The sequence below is a fragment of the Peribacillus sp. NPDC046944 genome (assembly GCF_050272735.1).
In the GTDB taxonomy this organism is placed as follows: Bacteria; Bacillota; Bacilli; order Bacillales; family DSM-1321; genus Peribacillus.
Window position 1 is genome coordinate 49,789 of record NZ_JBNNML010000013.1, and the last position, 14,154, is coordinate 63,942.

16 protein-coding genes and 1 pseudogene are annotated in these 14,154 nt (G+C 43.6%); 14 read left to right on the top strand and 3 right to left on the bottom strand.

The window, feature by feature from the left end; translation table 11 throughout:
• The first annotated feature begins 165 nt into the window (after window positions 1-165).
• The 5 genes from ACQKIC_RS18475 to ACQKIC_RS18495 all read left to right on the top strand — a co-directional run bounded on the left by ACQKIC_RS18475 (window position 166) and on the right by ACQKIC_RS18495 (window position 6,347).
• Window positions 166-1,221 carry a Rieske 2Fe-2S domain-containing protein gene (locus ACQKIC_RS18475; RefSeq protein WP_427592120.1) on the top strand — a complete coding sequence of 352 codons (1,056 nt, stop codon included), beginning with the start codon at window positions 166-168 and terminating at the stop codon, window positions 1,219-1,221.
• 229 nt (window positions 1,222-1,450) lie between these two features.
• The gene (allC, locus tag ACQKIC_RS18480) at window positions 1,451-2,698 is read left to right on the top strand and encodes an allantoate deiminase (RefSeq protein ID WP_427592121.1); all 1,248 of its coding nucleotides are present in this window, start codon (window positions 1,451-1,453) and stop codon (window positions 2,696-2,698) included.
• A gap of 14 nt (window positions 2,699-2,712) precedes the next feature.
• Entirely contained in the window at window positions 2,713-3,969 is a 1,257-nt protein-coding gene (locus tag ACQKIC_RS18485) for a pyridoxal-phosphate-dependent aminotransferase family protein (RefSeq protein WP_427592122.1), read from the top strand.
• Between the two features lie 53 nt (window positions 3,970-4,022).
• Window positions 4,023-5,372 carry an allantoinase gene (locus ACQKIC_RS18490; RefSeq protein WP_427592123.1) on the top strand — a complete coding sequence of 450 codons (1,350 nt, stop codon included), beginning with the start codon at window positions 4,023-4,025 and terminating at the stop codon, window positions 5,370-5,372.
• Window positions 5,373-5,756: 384 nt separating this feature from the next.
• Window positions 5,757-6,347, top strand: coding sequence for a DedA family protein (locus tag ACQKIC_RS18495; protein WP_427592124.1), 591 nt, complete (start codon window positions 5,757-5,759; stop codon window positions 6,345-6,347).
• A gap of 43 nt (window positions 6,348-6,390) precedes the next feature.
• On the opposite strand, the gene ACQKIC_RS18500 is transcribed toward ACQKIC_RS18495, so the two are convergent.
• Window positions 6,391-6,585: a YjcZ family sporulation protein gene (locus tag ACQKIC_RS18500; RefSeq protein ID WP_402867600.1), complete on the bottom strand. Its 195-nt coding sequence runs from the start codon at window positions 6,583-6,585 to the stop codon at window positions 6,391-6,393.
• A gap of 210 nt (window positions 6,586-6,795) precedes the next feature.
• On the opposite strand from ACQKIC_RS18500, the gene ACQKIC_RS18505 reads away from it, so the two are divergent.
• The 5 genes from ACQKIC_RS18505 to ACQKIC_RS18525 all read left to right on the top strand — a co-directional run bounded on the left by ACQKIC_RS18505 (window position 6,796) and on the right by ACQKIC_RS18525 (window position 11,139).
• Window positions 6,796-7,539, top strand: coding sequence for a metallophosphoesterase family protein (locus tag ACQKIC_RS18505; protein ID WP_427592125.1), 744 nt, complete (start codon window positions 6,796-6,798; stop codon window positions 7,537-7,539).
• Between the two features lie 72 nt (window positions 7,540-7,611).
• The gene (locus tag ACQKIC_RS18510) at window positions 7,612-7,749 is read left to right on the top strand and encodes a hypothetical protein (RefSeq protein ID WP_402867602.1); all 138 of its coding nucleotides are present in this window, start codon (window positions 7,612-7,614) and stop codon (window positions 7,747-7,749) included.
• A gap of 151 nt (window positions 7,750-7,900) precedes the next feature.
• Window positions 7,901-8,824 carry a cation diffusion facilitator family transporter gene (locus ACQKIC_RS18515; protein ID WP_427592126.1) on the top strand — a complete coding sequence of 308 codons (924 nt, stop codon included), beginning with the start codon at window positions 7,901-7,903 and terminating at the stop codon, window positions 8,822-8,824.
• A gap of 208 nt (window positions 8,825-9,032) precedes the next feature.
• Window positions 9,033-9,722: a response regulator transcription factor gene (locus ACQKIC_RS18520; protein ID WP_402867604.1), complete on the top strand. Its 690-nt coding sequence runs from the start codon at window positions 9,033-9,035 to the stop codon at window positions 9,720-9,722.
• Window positions 9,712-11,139, top strand: coding sequence for a HAMP domain-containing sensor histidine kinase (locus tag ACQKIC_RS18525; protein WP_402868516.1), 1,428 nt, complete (start codon window positions 9,712-9,714; stop codon window positions 11,137-11,139). The genes ACQKIC_RS18520 and ACQKIC_RS18525 overlap by 11 nt, the downstream gene beginning before the upstream one ends.
• Window positions 11,140-11,193: 54 nt before the next feature.
• Here the strand turns inward: ACQKIC_RS18525 and spx are convergent, their stop codons facing one another.
• A complete protein-coding gene (spx, locus tag ACQKIC_RS18530; RefSeq protein WP_402867605.1) occupies window positions 11,194-11,589 on the bottom strand; it encodes a transcriptional regulator Spx in 396 nt (131 codons plus the stop codon).
• A 178-nt stretch (window positions 11,590-11,767) separates the two neighbouring features.
• Between spx and ACQKIC_RS18535 the strand changes: the two genes are divergently transcribed.
• Window positions 11,768-11,929, top strand: coding sequence for a hypothetical protein (locus tag ACQKIC_RS18535; RefSeq protein WP_402867606.1), 162 nt, complete (start codon window positions 11,768-11,770; stop codon window positions 11,927-11,929).
• On the top strand, window positions 11,926-12,579 hold the full coding sequence (modB, locus tag ACQKIC_RS18540; protein ID WP_402867607.1) for a molybdate ABC transporter permease subunit: 654 nt from the start codon (window positions 11,926-11,928) through the stop codon (window positions 12,577-12,579). Before ACQKIC_RS18535 ends, modB begins: the two co-directional genes overlap by 4 nt.
• A 203-nt stretch (window positions 12,580-12,782) precedes the next feature.
• On the opposite strand, the pseudogene ACQKIC_RS18545 reads toward modB, so the two are convergent.
• A pseudogene (locus tag ACQKIC_RS18545) lies at window positions 12,783-13,022 on the bottom strand (GNAT family N-acetyltransferase); the annotation flags it as partial.
• A 109-nt stretch (window positions 13,023-13,131) separates the two neighbouring features.
• Here ACQKIC_RS18545 and ACQKIC_RS18550 point away from each other — a divergent pair.
• Window positions 13,132-13,626 carry a hypothetical protein gene (locus tag ACQKIC_RS18550; RefSeq protein ID WP_402867609.1) on the top strand — a complete coding sequence of 165 codons (495 nt, stop codon included), beginning with the start codon at window positions 13,132-13,134 and terminating at the stop codon, window positions 13,624-13,626.
• A gap of 203 nt (window positions 13,627-13,829) precedes the next feature.
• Complete coding sequence (locus tag ACQKIC_RS18555; protein ID WP_028393295.1) at window positions 13,830-14,027, top strand: cold-shock protein; 198 nt, start codon at window positions 13,830-13,832, stop codon at window positions 14,025-14,027.
• Window positions 14,028-14,154: the final 127 nt, after the last annotated feature.

Genomic DNA, 14,154 nt, shown 5'->3' on the forward strand with positions numbered 1-14,154 from the left:
TATCATACAATTCCTTTGACAATCCTTACAAATTTTCCATTTTATTTTGTTGAGATAGCCAAAATTATATTTTAATGTAAGGTTTTATAACATTGGTGGTGACATAATGTCTGAATATTGGTACTATTTATAAAAAGCTATGAATGAAAAAGGGGAGATGAAGGAATGAAGGAAACCAATGTTGCTACGAAGAAGAAAAAAAGAGTGACACCCTATCCAAAAGAATGCACGTTCAGTAAAGAGGATTGGGATGTATTGACGCAGTATTGGTTTCCGGTGGCGGCGGTCGAGGAAGTGACGGAAAAGCCCCTCGGCATTAAATTGCTGGATGTCCATCTTGTGCTTTACCGTGCGAGCGGAAAAATCATTGTGGCTAGGGATCTTTGTCTGCACCGGGGGGTTCCGCTAAGCATGGGGTGGGTGGAAGAAGACAATATCGTTTGTCCTTATCATGGATTTAGATACGGGCCAGAGGGGAACTGCACGGGAATTCCCGCACACCCTAATGCGAAAATATCTCCTCGTCTTTGCATTACCATCTATCCGACGGTAGAACGTTATGGATTGGTCTGGACTTCGATAGCAAGTGATATAGAGGATATCCCGCCATTGCCGGCATGGGACGATCAGGCATACCTGAATATTCTGCCTCCGTTCATCGACATTGCTGGTTCTGCAGGAAGACAGATGGAAGGGTTTTTGGATGTATCTCATTTTGCCTGGGTTCACTCAGAAAGCTTCGCTGATCGTGATAACCCCGTTGTGCCAAGTTATAAAGTGGATAAAACGGAATACGGCTTACATGTCGAGTATAGAAGTTCGGTCAGCAATTACGGAAAAGACCTGAAACATTTGGAACCGCCGAATTTTGAGTGGCTACGCGTGTTTGACATTTATCCTCCATTAGCGGCGAGGTTGACGGTCCATTTTCCGGAAGGTGGGAAATTATTTATCCTGAATTGCGCTAGTCCGGTCTCGGCTAGGAAAACAAGAATGTTTTCCCCGATGGCGCGAAATTTTGATTTAGATGCACCTCTTGAAGACACATACGAATTCAATTTACAGATATTTAATGAAGATAAGGAAATGGTCGAAAATCAAAAGCCGGAGGAGTTGCCGCTCGATCTTCAGGCAGAAGCCCATATCGCGGCGGATAAGACTTCGATTGCTTACCGTGAGCTATTGAGGGAATTGGGGTTAGGCTCAAATTATACAAGTTGATGTGTGAGGGTGTCCTTTTTGTGGACGCTCTCGCTTTTTTTTCTACATCACACTCATTATGAATGCCTCAAATAAGTTTGACGTTTAGTGATTGTGTACAAAAATATCTTTGATTTCTAACAGAATTGTCAATGAAGTTCATCATGTAAGCAAGTAAAATAATCTATATAACATAATTTTGTGAAGATTCATAACATATAATAGGACAGAATAAGAGGAGGTTTATGCTATGGCCATGCAAATCAAGGAATCTCTTTATGAAAAAGATAATGTTGCTTCTATGATTGAATGGTTGGCTTCTTTCGGGTTAACGAAGAAGCAGGGAGTAACTCGGTTATTATATTCCAAGGCATGGGTGCAGGCCCAGCGAGCATTGAAAATGGAAATGGAAAAAGTGGGTTTACAGACGCATTTTGATAGCGTAGGTAACTTGTTTGGAAGATTGGAAGGGACGAATCCCGGAAGTAAAACAATCCTGACGGGGTCGCATATTGATACGGTTGTCGAAGGAGGGAAGTATGATGGTGCATTTGGGGTCATCGCTAGTTTTCTAGCGGTACAAAGGTTGCATCAAACCTATGGGCCTCCCCGGAAAACGATCGAAGTCGTTTCCTTTTGTGAAGAAGAAGGGAGCCGTTTCCCCTTGACATTCTGGGGATCGAGGAATATCCAAGGGGTGTATGGTCTGGACCAAGTGAAAGGGCTGATGGATTCAGAGGGGTATCCATTTTTGAAAGCCATGAAGGAAGCAGGTTTTGACCCTGATACATATATAACGCCAGTCCGTGATGATATTGAGGGATTCGTCGAGATTCATATTGAACAGGGAAGTATCTTGGAAAAAAATCAAAAGACGATCGGGGTCGTCAGTCATATTGTTGGGCAGCGTCGCTATACGATTAGGGTTCTTGGTGAAAGTAATCATGCAGGCACCACTCCGATGCATGATCGAAGGGATGCAGTCAGTGCAGCTTCGGAATACATTTCTTTTTTAACGAGTAAGGCCAAGGAAATGGACCCTCATTTAGTGGCGACGGTCGGTAAAGTGGATGTGTTTCCAAACGTTCCGAACGTCGTGGCTGGTGAAGTGGCATTTAGTTTAGATATCAGGCATCATCAAGAAGATGTCCTTGATTCGTTTTGTCGGGAGATTTTCTCCACCTTCCAATCTCATGCTGATGGTAACGAGATACAGTTGGAAGTTGCACAGTGGATGGATGTCGTGCCGGTTGAATTAAGTACAGAGATGAATTCCTTGGTTCGGGAAATTACCGAAAATCATAAGATTCCTTATCAAGATATCATTAGCGGTGCGGGGCATGATGCACAGGTGTTTGGTTCGATTTGTCCGACATGCTTGCTCTTCGTTCCAAGTCGGGATGGAATCAGCCATTCGCCGAGAGAATTTACGAACATTCAGGACTTAGAAAAGGGAATCGATGTGTTAAGCGACCTATTATATAAATTAGCCTATTAAAGGGGGAAGATTAAATGGCATATAAAGAATTATGCACACCGGTCAGGACCATCATGACTCCAGGGCCCGTGGAGGTGGACCCCCGGGTTTTACGGGCGATGAGCACTCCGATATTAGGGCAGTTTGATCCTGCATTTACGAATATTATGAATGAAGTAATGGAAATGCTTCGTCTCGTATTCCAGACGAGCAATCACTGGGCTTTTCCAATCGACGGGACATCCCGATCTGGAAATGAAGCGATACTATGCAGCATTATTGAGCCTGGCGATAAGGTCTTGGTTCCCATTTTTGGGCGGTTCGGTCATTTGCTGGTTGAAATTTGTGAGCGATATGGAGCGGAAGTGCATACGATTGAATGTCCATGGGGGGAGGTTTTTGATCCAGCGGATGTCATTGCGGAAATCAAGAAAGTATCCCCGAAAATAACGGCAATAGTTCACGGGGAAACGTCTACAGGATGCATGCAGCCGTTAGCGGAAATCGGTAAGGCCTGTCGGGAGCAAGATGTTTTGCTTGTCGTCGATGCGGTTGCGTCGATTGGAGGAACGGAGGTAAAGGTGGATGAATGGTATATTGATGGGTTGATAGGAGGTACGCAAAAATGCTTGTCCGTTCCTTCGGGTATGGCGCCGATCACATATAATGAAAGAATCGAAAAAATCATTCAGTCCCGTAAAAAGGTGGAACGGGGGATTGAAACAGAAGAAGATCGTCAACGTATTTCTAGCCATCGTCCCATTCCCTCCAATTATTTCGATTTGGGCATGCTGCAGGATTATTGGGGGCCACGTCGTTTGAACCACCATACAGAAGCAACTTCGATGATTTATGCATTACGTGAAGGACTACGCCTTGTGCTCGAAGAAGGATTGGAACAGCGATTTGCCCGCCATAGGCATCATGAGGCTGCACTTGTTGCTGGCATCGAGGCGATGGGACTTACGTTATTTGGGGATGGGAAAAATAAATTACCATGCGTAACTTGTGTTGAAATTCCAGAAGGGGTGGATGGAGAGCAAGTCCGGTCGATGCTATTGAATGAATTTAGTATCGAAATCGCATCCTCGTTCGGTCCCCTTCACGGTAAGATTTGGAGAATTGGAACGATGGGATTCAGTTGTCGGAAAGAGAATATTCTCTTTGTGCTGGCTTCTTTGGAAGCGGTCCTTTTACGCCAAGGGTTCGAAGTAAATCGGGGAGAAGCTTTGCAGGCTGCACTCGACATATACGTAGGGGAATCGGGAAAACCGATCGGGGTGAAATCATAACGGGGAGGTGACTTCCTGTATCTTTTGCCAAACGATTTGAAGGAGTGAACATGATGTCCACATACGAACTCATTATCCGTAATGGCTACGTGGTATTACCTGAAGAAGTGAAAAAAGCCGATGTTGCCATCGAGGATGGCATGATTGCCAAGATTGGCAATCTGATCGATGATAAAGGGCTGGAAGAATATGAAGCATCGGAACACTATGTTTTTCCTGGAATGATTGATGTTCATGTCCATTTCAGTGAGCCGGGACGTGCCCATTGGGAAGGGTTTGAAACCGGTTCGCAGATGATGGCAGCAGGCGGATGCACGACCTATTTTGACATGCCATTGAATGGGATCCCTTCCACGATTGATCAACTGGCGCTTCTTGAGAAGGCGAAAATCGGTGAAGCGAAGTCGGTTGTCGATTTCGGTTTATGGGGTGGTTTGGTACCCGGAAATATAGATGAATTGGAAGGGCTAGCTAAATCAGGGGTCATTGGCTTTAAAGCCTTTCTTTCTGCGACGGGCAATGATGAGTTTGAACGGGCGGATGATTTAACTCTTCTTCATGGTATGAGGGAAATCGCCAAGTTGGACAAGGTTTTGGCACTACATGCCGAAAGTGAATCAATTACTCGCTGGTTGAAGCAAGGGAAAGAGGCGCAAGGATTATACAGCGCTGACGACTATGCGGCGACTCGTCCCATATTAGCAGAAGCAGAGGCAGTCGAACGAGCCATTACATACGCAGAATTGACAGGATGCCGACTGCATTTTGTCCACATCAGTAGTGCATTGGCGGTAGAAAAGATAGAACAGGCCAAGCAACGTGGCCTGGATGTAACGGTCGAGACCTGTCCTCACTATCTACTATTCAATCAAGATACACTCATCGAGAAAGGTTCAGTCGCAAAATGTGCACCTCCACTCCGTGAGAGGGACGAACAGGAAAAGTTGATTGCTTTATTAATAGAAGGAAGGTTTGACATGATTTCATCAGATCACTCCCCAAGTCCTTATGAAATGAAGGATCCAGCGGTGCATAACTTATTTGAGGCATGGGGTGGAATAAGTGGCGGGCAGTTTTCCCTGCTATCGATGGTTGAACTGGCCATTACATACCATATTCCTTTTCCGAAAGTGGCTGATTGGATAGCCGCAGCACCTGCTGAACGATTTGGACTTTCTTCAAGGAAGGGACAAATTAAAGAAGGAATGGATGCGGATCTTGCTGTTATTTCCCTGAGTGAAAACTATACAGTCAGAAGGGACAATTTTTATGCCAAGCATAAGCAAAGTGTCTATATGGACCACACCTTCCCCTGTCAAATAACCGCCACCTTCAACAAGGGGAAGCTAGTTTATGATAAGGGCGAAATCAGGAAACAGGAGCGGGGAACGTGGCTAAAATAGTAGGGAAACCGAATTGCACATCTAATATTACAATATTATATGAAGTGGAAAGAAGGTGATTCTCCTATATTTGGATCGCCTTCTTTCGTTGTTTTTGCGGAAAGGGTGAAATGAAAAATCTATATAGTGTAGACTAGTATAGGTATAAGTAGCGATGAATGCAGGGAAGAGACTATCCTCCAACGGTACTAGAAAAATATCCCGGTAATAAAACGTTGACTCTTTATGAACCGTTGTTATAGGATTACGGTATGAAAAAATGTGTAATAGGTATAAAATCCACACGATAGATATCGGTAACTGTCCTTTTAGCAAACAAAGGGTGCCCGTGAACAGCGGGGGCATCCTTTTTTATATGTAATTGTCAGAAAGGGGGAAACCTCTATGGAATCTTTGATCATGGATATGATTGAAGCGTTTAAATCTTTATCTTATTTCGGGGTGTTGCTTGCGTTAACATTTGAATTCATCCCAGCTGAAGTCGTTCTGCCGCTTGCCGGCTATTGGGTATATCAAGGTGAATGGAATTTAGTCTTGACGATACTGGCTGGTTCAATTGGTGGGGTAACGGGTCCATTGACACTTTACGCCCTAGGAAAGTATGGGGGAAGGCCGCTAGTAATGAAGTTTGGGAAGTACTTCTTGGTGAAAGAGGAACAGCTGAACAAGGCTGAGTACTTCTTCGATAAGTATGGAGCGGGAATTGCCTTTTTCGGAAGATTTGTTCCCGGAATCCGTACGGCCATTTCATTACCTTGTGGTATTTTGAAAATGAATATCTGGAAATTCATGCTTTATACATACTTGGCGATGCTTCCCGTGACCACGATTTATGTATATCTAGGATATAAGTTAGGGCCGCAATGGGAGCAAGCTGGAGCGATTTTCGCGCAATACGCGAACTTCTTGCTCATCCCAATCGTCCTGATCGTCATTTGGCTGTTCTTCAAAGCAAAGAAAAAAACGAATCAATAACAAAGAAGGCGCCGTTTCAGGCGCCTTGTTTTTATTTAACCTGTTAGCAGCATCCGCCGTAGCCGCCACCGTAGCCGCCACCGTAGCCGCCACCATAGCCGCCGCCGAAGCCCCAGCTACAACCAATGATGACTAGTAGGATAAACAGTACGATTAATAAGGCAAAGCCGTTATCGAAACCGCCACCGCATCCATCGTTACAACTTTCGTTACATCCATTATGATTATGACCACCCATTAAATTTCCTCCTCATAACATTTATGATTTACATACCTAGCAAAACATCTTTACTGGGAATACTCCATACTATGTATTCTAGGCCGAAGTGTTTGCTTATTCATTAAAAATGGGCGTGGGTAGACAGGGGGAGATGAGCCCGAATAATTTTTCCTGGATTTTAAAGATGTTATAATATACCACATATATAGAAGGGGGCTGGTCTTCTCCGTGAAAGTTGCGATTATGACAGATATACATGGCAATGCTTCGGCATTGAAAGCCGTTCTTAAGGAAATTGATGAAAGAAATGAAGTGGAGCGAATCTATTGTTTGGGGGATATGATCGCAATAGGACCCGATACCAATGACGTCTTGGATTTGTTATTTTCGAGAGATGACCTAACGATGATCAGTGGAAATCATGATGAAGCCGTATTGGCCATTGTTAAAGGGGAGGAACATCCAACGGGACATGTCCATGTTAAAGAGCACCATGAATGGATTGCGAAAAGGATGGACCCCCTATTCGTGCCGCTCCTGGAAAAACTGCCTCGCACCCTGGAGGTTCCGGTTCATGACCGCACTCTTTTCTTCACCCATTATCATGTGGAAAAGGAAAAGGGGAATGCACACATCAGTGAAAATCCCTTCAGCAAGATCGTTGAACCCAATTTAGCTAACTTGGAGGCCCTTTTTAGAAATCGGTCAGAAGATTTGATAGGATTTGGGCATCATCATCCTCTTCATCACTTTCAAAACGACCAAACGATTTTCCTGAATCCCGGATCGCTTGGGTGCAATAGTGAACCAATTGCACGGTATGCCGTGGTTATCATCGAGGACAACGGCATTCAGGTTCATCTGGGAAATGCGTCGTATGATAATGCTGCCTTTCTTTCGTCCTACAAAAAGTTACAGGTCCCGGAGCATGAATTCATTATACGTGCCTTTCATGGAAATCAGATGATATAGATCCAAGCATAAAACATGTTCCTGAGGATATGATAAAAGTCAAACTGTTACATATTCGAGGAGGAGAGTCCCATGAAGGATTCGGAACAGAACCGTCATCTTCAAGATCCCGAAAATGCAGAGCAGCAACATAGCCTCGTCTGCAATGATGAATTATTCAATAAGGACCTGCGTGCAATCGTCGATGATACCATGCAAAATGAAGGATAGCTTGTTAGGACACTGTAGGACATCGCCTGCAGTGTTTATTTTTGCCCTCCCGTACCTTTTACGCTTTAAATGGGTAAGTCAATCATTTGAAACCATTCTGAAATTATCCCATACTATATATATGGTTATAGATACGAGAGGAGGGGAAATCATGGGACATCATGAGGGTCACTCCCATGACCACGGACACCACCATCATCATTCAGATAATAAAAAAGCTCTGTTGGCGTCGTTTGTGCTGATCTCGACATTCATGGTAATCGAAGTGATTGGAGGGTTCATGACGAATAGTCTGGCCTTGCTATCGGATGCAGGGCATATGCTGAGCGATGCAGCGGCTTTGGGGCTCAGTTATGCAGCAATTACGCTAGGCGAGCGAAAGGCGACCCAATCCAATTCCTTTGGATACAAGCGTTTCGAAATCATTGCCGCCTGTTTAAATGGTTTGACGTTAATCGTAATCTCGGTATTCATTTTCGTAGAGGCGATTCGAAGGTTTGTAGATCCGCCTGAGGTTCAAAGTTTGGGAATGCTAATGATTTCAATCATTGGCTTGTTTGTGAATATCATTGCCGCATGGATTCTAATGAGTGGCGATAAAGAAGAGAACCTGAATGTACGGAGTGCTTTCTTACATGTAATCGGCGATATGCTCGGTTCAGTGGGCGCCATTGTGGCAGCACTATTGATTTACTTTTTCGATTGGGGAATGGCGGACCCCATCGCGAGTATGATTGTCGCCATTCTAATAGTTATAAGTGGGTATAGAGTGGTGCGCGATTCTTTCCATATTCTAATGGAAGGCACACCAGAACGAATCGACATGGAAGAAGTGAAAGAGAATTTGAAGGAATTGCCGCATGTATCGGATGTCCATGACCTCCATATCTGGACGATTACCTCCGGATTTCTCTCGTTAAGCTGTCATGTCGTCATTGATGCTGGTGGAGACCACGATTCAACCCTTGCTGTTGCCCAAAAACTGCTTCATGACCGACATGGGATTGAACATAGCACGATCCAAGTGGAAAAACAGGATGTGGGGTGCCCGAACCCGCATGAGACATGTAATTGAAACAAGGCCGGCTCATCGATGAAGCCGGCTTTTTTGATGTGTCGTATTTCGGATGAAACCGAGAAGTGTCCAAAAATGTCGAGGAATGATTAGATGAACATATTCCTGACACATTAAGGGGATATGATGGGGGATAAAAGACTGATGCACAGTTAGGTTGGATAATGCAATATGATTCAACTATAATTTAAGAAGGAGGAATTCCTTTATGAAAAAAATTCTAGTCGTTGAAGATGAAATTGCCATTTCGATGGTGTTGAAAGCATATTTACAGCGTGAAGGGATGGAAGTCGTACAAGTTTTCGATGGACTCAAGGCTATTCCGACCTTCGAAGAAACGAACCCTGATCTGGTTCTACTTGATGTGATGCTGCCTGGTAAAGAGGGCTGGGACATCTTGAAAGAAATCAGGGAGAAGGATATGTGTCCTGTGATCATGCTGACGGCATTGAATGATGTGGATTACCGCCTATCCGGCTTTAAGTCGGGAGCGGATGATTATATTTCCAAGCCCTTTGTGGCGGAAGAAGTGATGGCCCGGGTGCATGCCGTTTTAAGGAGGAGCTCGACACCTGTAGTCGAAGAAAAACATGTACATCAATTTGGCAGCTTGTCCATTGATAACAAGGCCTATGCGGTGCACTTAAAAGGGGAGGAAATCAGTTTGACGCCCCGTGATTTGTCATTGCTCATTTTTTTTGCAAAGCACCCCAATCATATTTTCACGAGAGAGCAACTCCTCGATCAGGTGTGGGGCATAGACTATGACGGAAGTGACCGTGCCGTGGATTTGGCCATCAAACGAATCAGGAAAGCTCTCGATGCCTGGCCATCATCTGAAGGGGAAATTAAAACGTTGCGTGGATTGGGGTATCAATTGAGTGTCTATGAAAACTAGGAAACGGACTACCTTGCAGCTCTATTGGACAAAAAGATATGTATTGACGTTGATTTCGGGCTTATTGCTATTATCTGTCTTTTCCTTATGGTGGATGGAAAAAACGGCCCTGGAATATAGGCTAAGCCTTCTTAAGTATTTAGCGGATGAAACGTCCGACCGGGCAATGAAGGAGAATGGCCAAATTGTCGTTGGTCCCATCCTTTCCGAAATCGTGGAAGAAAGGGAAAAAATCCTTCAGCTCAATAAGCAACCGATCATTTATATCGTTGATCCTGATGGCAGTATCATCTATACGATGCCTCAATTATATCTTAATGAAGATAATAGTAAGCTTCCTCACGCCATCATGGATAGTCAGGAATTGATCCAGAAGGTCAAGATTTCCGAAAACAAGGTATTTGTCGTCAAGTCGCCGATCACATTTGAAGGTGAGACAAAGGGGTGGGTCGTCATTGCCCAGGAAGAAGGGGCATTAAAGGAAGTCAACCAGGATCACGGTTTGCTTGCATTCCTGATAGGAGGTTTGCTATGCCTTGGGACGGGCGTCATTTATTTTCTTTCAAGAAAGATATCGAGACCCATCCAAGATGTGGCTAACGCTGCTGTCCAAGTGCGGGAAGGCAACTATGATATCCATTTTAAAGAAGAAGAGGAGATACGCGAAGAAGAGATATACGAACTCGTGGAATCCTTTAAGGAAATGACAAACCGGTTGAAACTCATGGAGAAATTACGGGCCGAATTGCTTGCTGGTGTCACCCATGACCTGAAAACACCGGTCACATCCATTAGCGGGTTGATTCAAGCGGTAAGGGATGACGTGGTTACTGGCGAGCAAAGTAAGGAATTTCTTGATATATCCTTGAAGGAAACTCAACGCCTACAGGTGATGATCGAGGATTTGCTGGATTATAATGCAATGTCGGCCGGTGCCTTTAAAATTCGATTGGAAAGAGAAAATCTAAATACATTCATTCAGGAGATCGCTTATCGTTGGCAGATTACCCAGGAGGATCAGAACTTCACCCTGAATGTGCAGGTTCCGGATGAACCGATTCATGGGCAGATTGATTCACTGCGGATGCAGCAAATTATCATAAATCTGTTGAACAATGCGAAGCATTCCCTGGATGGCAATGGTCAAATCGAGATAGGTCTCTATGATCTGGAAGATTCCCGAATAGGAATCGACGTGAAGGATAGTGGACGCGGCATTCCGCAACATGAACAACAGTATGTGTTCGAACCCTTTTATCGGGGCGAAAACAAAAAACTGAAAGTGCGTGGATTAGGATTGGGCCTTCCCTTCAGCAAGATGCTTGCTAAAGCACAAAAGGGAGACCTCGTGTTGAAAGAAAGCAATGAACAAGGGACGATTTTTACCATTACAGTAGAGAAATCAGCGCGGGTATAACAAAAAAAGGGTTGTCCATTTCTAGTGGACAACCCTTTTGTCAGGTATAGTTGATTAGGCGAGTTGGCTGATGGCACGCCACAATTGAATGTGACGGACTTTTCTTGGAAGAAAGCGGCCCATTTCTTCTTCATTATAGCCAGCATGCAAATTCTTATGATCAAAAATGATCGGGCGACGTAATAAATCTGGATTTGCTTGAATGAGCGTACAAAGGTCGTTAAGTGGTGTATTGTTTATATCGATATTCAAGCTTTTGAATTTTTTGGAACGGGTTGAGATGATTTCATCTGTACCGCCTTCCGTTTTACGTAAAATCGCTTTGATTTCTTCTATAGATAAAGGTTGAGAATATAAGTTCCGTTCATTGTAGGAAATTTCATTTTTTTGAAGCCAAGCTTTTGCCTTACGACATGCTAAACTGCTTGGTGTAGTATAAATTGTAACCATTAAAATCGACTCCCTTAAGGTTTCATATTTTTTATAGGTTTTTTTGGGTTTTTGCTTTTTCGGTTTATGGGTTAAAATTATTTTGTATTTGTTATACTCTTACTTTAACGTTTGTATGTGTCAGCAATATGTCAAGAAAAATAAACTTAAAAGTTTTTTTGGAAAAGGGAGAATTCGAATGTGGATGTTTAAAATATCGGGAGTGCCTGCATCTGAAGGAAATCCGGGGAATAGGATGAGGGTGGCTGAGCCGTTTTTAGCTAAGGAAAACTATTTCTTAGAAGAGCAACTGTTGCGTTTTCCTTCATTGATGATGTCGACTGTGGGGCAAGGATCATGACCGCGGACTTTTGGTCACCTGTTAGACTGTCCGTTCAGATAGCCGGAATCTCGGGAATCCTCGTCTTTATTATAGGAATCATGCTTGCCCGCATCATGGCCAAAAAGCGCTTCAGAGGAAGGGTCATCCTGGAAACCGTGTTTTTGTTGCCCCTTGTATTGCCGCCTTCCGTCGTCGGGTTTTTACTGATCGTGTTTTTCGGTAAAAACGGAACGCTAGGTCAAGTCATCGAGAAGGTGTTTAGCCAACCAATCATGTTCACCTGGTGGGCGGCGGTTATTGCTTCTACCGTTGTAGCCTTCCCGCTTATGTACCAATCGGCCAAAACGGGTTTTGAGGGCATAGATGAAGAAATAGAAAATGCCGCGAGAGTGGATGGAGCGGGTGAATGGAAGTTATTCTGGTATGTATCCCTTCCATTAGCCGGCAAATCCATCCTGACCGGAGCGATATTGAGTTCAGCACGAGCCTTGGGGGAATTTGGGGCGACACTCATGTTTGCTGGTAACATCCCGGGACAGACCCAGACGATACCGACCGCGATATATATAGCCATGGATTCAGGGAATATGACTCTAGCTTGGCTATGGGTCGGTGTGATCATCGCCATCTCTTTCATCATGCTTTTCATCGTGACGTACATAAAATGATTATTTTTCGTATAAACTAATGAAAAATTGAGTTGCGACTTCCACGTCTTTCTTATGTGTAAAGCCATTTTTTTCATACAGTTTACGTGCAGGCATGTCAAGGTACCGGTCGAAACGGATAGCTTCTTCCATGGAATCGTCAGTTGTAGGTGGGTAAGAAGGGCCTGTGCAATGCCTTTTCGGAAATGATCCGGGTGTACGACCAATCGGCAGATCTCTATCAGTCCATTTTCACTTTTATAGGAAATGGCCCCGGCAACCGTATCGTCAACAAAAAAACCGATAAATGTTTCTTTGCAGCGTAAGAATTGATTAAACGTTTCTACCAATGGAGGTATTTCGTCAAACCCAACCAATTCCGCTTCCACTGCATAGGCTTTTTTTTGAAGGGAAAACAGTTGTTGTCCATGGATGGAGCGTAATTCTGGAATATTCATCATCATGCGTAAATCATCTCCTTAAAATCCATTATAATAGAAGTAGGTAAACAGAATGATGGTTTCTTGTGTTATAATCGACAAACAAGATGAACTAATGAAATGAGGAAGAAATTTGTTAACATTTGAAGAAAAATTAAGTATCATTGAAACTTTCCCGGAATTAGAACGGAAAGATGTTTCACTAGGACGCGTCAATTTCCATTTTCCCGGCAGTGTTCAGGAGAAGAAAATTGTCGTACAGCACCTGCATCCGAATGGCAATGGCTTCGTATACGCAGGGCATTTGAAAAAGAAGGAAACAGACCGCAAAGGATTCATCAATATACGTGACTATTCCGAAGAGGAATTAAAAGCATTGATCAAAACTGCCCTATCCTATTTATCCGAACCTCCTGTTATGCAAGAAGAGGAGGCGGACGATGAGTTCGCTAGGTTGGAGGGAACTTGGATTGGCCGTGAAAAGCAGGAGCTTTCGCTTGTTAGAGAAGATCAGCTTTGGAACGTATACTCAGGACCGAACTTAGAGGAGTGTTTCGAAAGTCCAATCGAAGCGGAGCGCTACTTATTGGATGAAGGATTCCGTCAAAGCAAAAAAAGAAAAATGTAGAATTTTAGGATAATTTGTCGGCAAAATTACTCCCATTAATATTGTTTTCAGTTAATTACCCATGATATAATATGGGTAATTATTTTTGTTCGGAATAAGTTGTTTGATAGAAGGATTTACCGTTTTAGGGTTCCTCTTGAGACATTATCCAGAACCAAAAATAGTATAAAAATGGATTTTTTCCAAACACAGGAGGAACTAACATGGTACAAGGTAAAGTAAAATGGTTCAACGCAGAAAAAGGTTTCGGTTTCATCGAAGTTGAAGGACAAGACGACGTATTCGTACATTTCTCAGCTATTCAAGGTGAAGGTTTCAAAACACTTGAAGAAGGCCAAGAAGTTTCTTTCGAAATCGAGCAAGGCGCTCGTGGACCACAAGCTGCTAACGTTCAAAAATAATTGAATGTTAATAAAGACCCCAATTTGGGGTCTTTCAGTTTGTAGACAAAAGGGGTTCGGAATGGTTTCATTCCGAACCCCTTTTGATATTTTCTTGGAATTTTGCTCAAGATTAAGAGCTTGGGTC

Excerpts from the sequence above, each read along its gene's own strand:
- spx (WP_402867605.1), bottom strand. The coding sequence starts at position 11,589 with ATGGTTACAATTTATACTACACCAAGCAGTTTAGCATGTCGTAAGGCA.
- ACQKIC_RS18495 (WP_427592124.1), top strand. The coding sequence starts at position 5,757 with ATGGAATCTTTGATCATGGATATGATTGAAGCGTTTAAATCTTTATCT.
- ACQKIC_RS18475 (WP_427592120.1), top strand. The coding sequence starts at position 166 with ATGAAGGAAACCAATGTTGCTACGAAGAAGAAAAAAAGAGTGACACCC.
- ACQKIC_RS18490 (WP_427592123.1), top strand. The coding sequence starts at position 4,023 with ATGTCCACATACGAACTCATTATCCGTAATGGCTACGTGGTATTACCT.
- ACQKIC_RS18515 (WP_427592126.1), top strand. The coding sequence starts at position 7,901 with ATGGGACATCATGAGGGTCACTCCCATGACCACGGACACCACCATCAT.
- ACQKIC_RS18500 (WP_402867600.1), bottom strand. The coding sequence starts at position 6,585 with ATGGGTGGTCATAATCATAATGGATGTAACGAAAGTTGTAACGATGGA.
- modB (WP_402867607.1), top strand. The coding sequence starts at position 11,926 with ATGACCGCGGACTTTTGGTCACCTGTTAGACTGTCCGTTCAGATAGCC.
- ACQKIC_RS18525 (WP_402868516.1), top strand. The coding sequence starts at position 9,712 with ATGAAAACTAGGAAACGGACTACCTTGCAGCTCTATTGGACAAAAAGA.
- ACQKIC_RS18555 (WP_028393295.1), top strand. The coding sequence starts at position 13,830 with ATGGTACAAGGTAAAGTAAAATGGTTCAACGCAGAAAAAGGTTTCGGT.
- ACQKIC_RS18510 (WP_402867602.1), top strand. The coding sequence starts at position 7,612 with ATGAAGGATTCGGAACAGAACCGTCATCTTCAAGATCCCGAAAATGCA.
- ACQKIC_RS18520 (WP_402867604.1), top strand. The coding sequence starts at position 9,033 with ATGAAAAAAATTCTAGTCGTTGAAGATGAAATTGCCATTTCGATGGTG.
- ACQKIC_RS18485 (WP_427592122.1), top strand. The coding sequence starts at position 2,713 with ATGGCATATAAAGAATTATGCACACCGGTCAGGACCATCATGACTCCA.
- ACQKIC_RS18535 (WP_402867606.1), top strand. The coding sequence starts at position 11,768 with ATGTGGATGTTTAAAATATCGGGAGTGCCTGCATCTGAAGGAAATCCG.
- allC (WP_427592121.1), top strand. The coding sequence starts at position 1,451 with ATGGCCATGCAAATCAAGGAATCTCTTTATGAAAAAGATAATGTTGCT.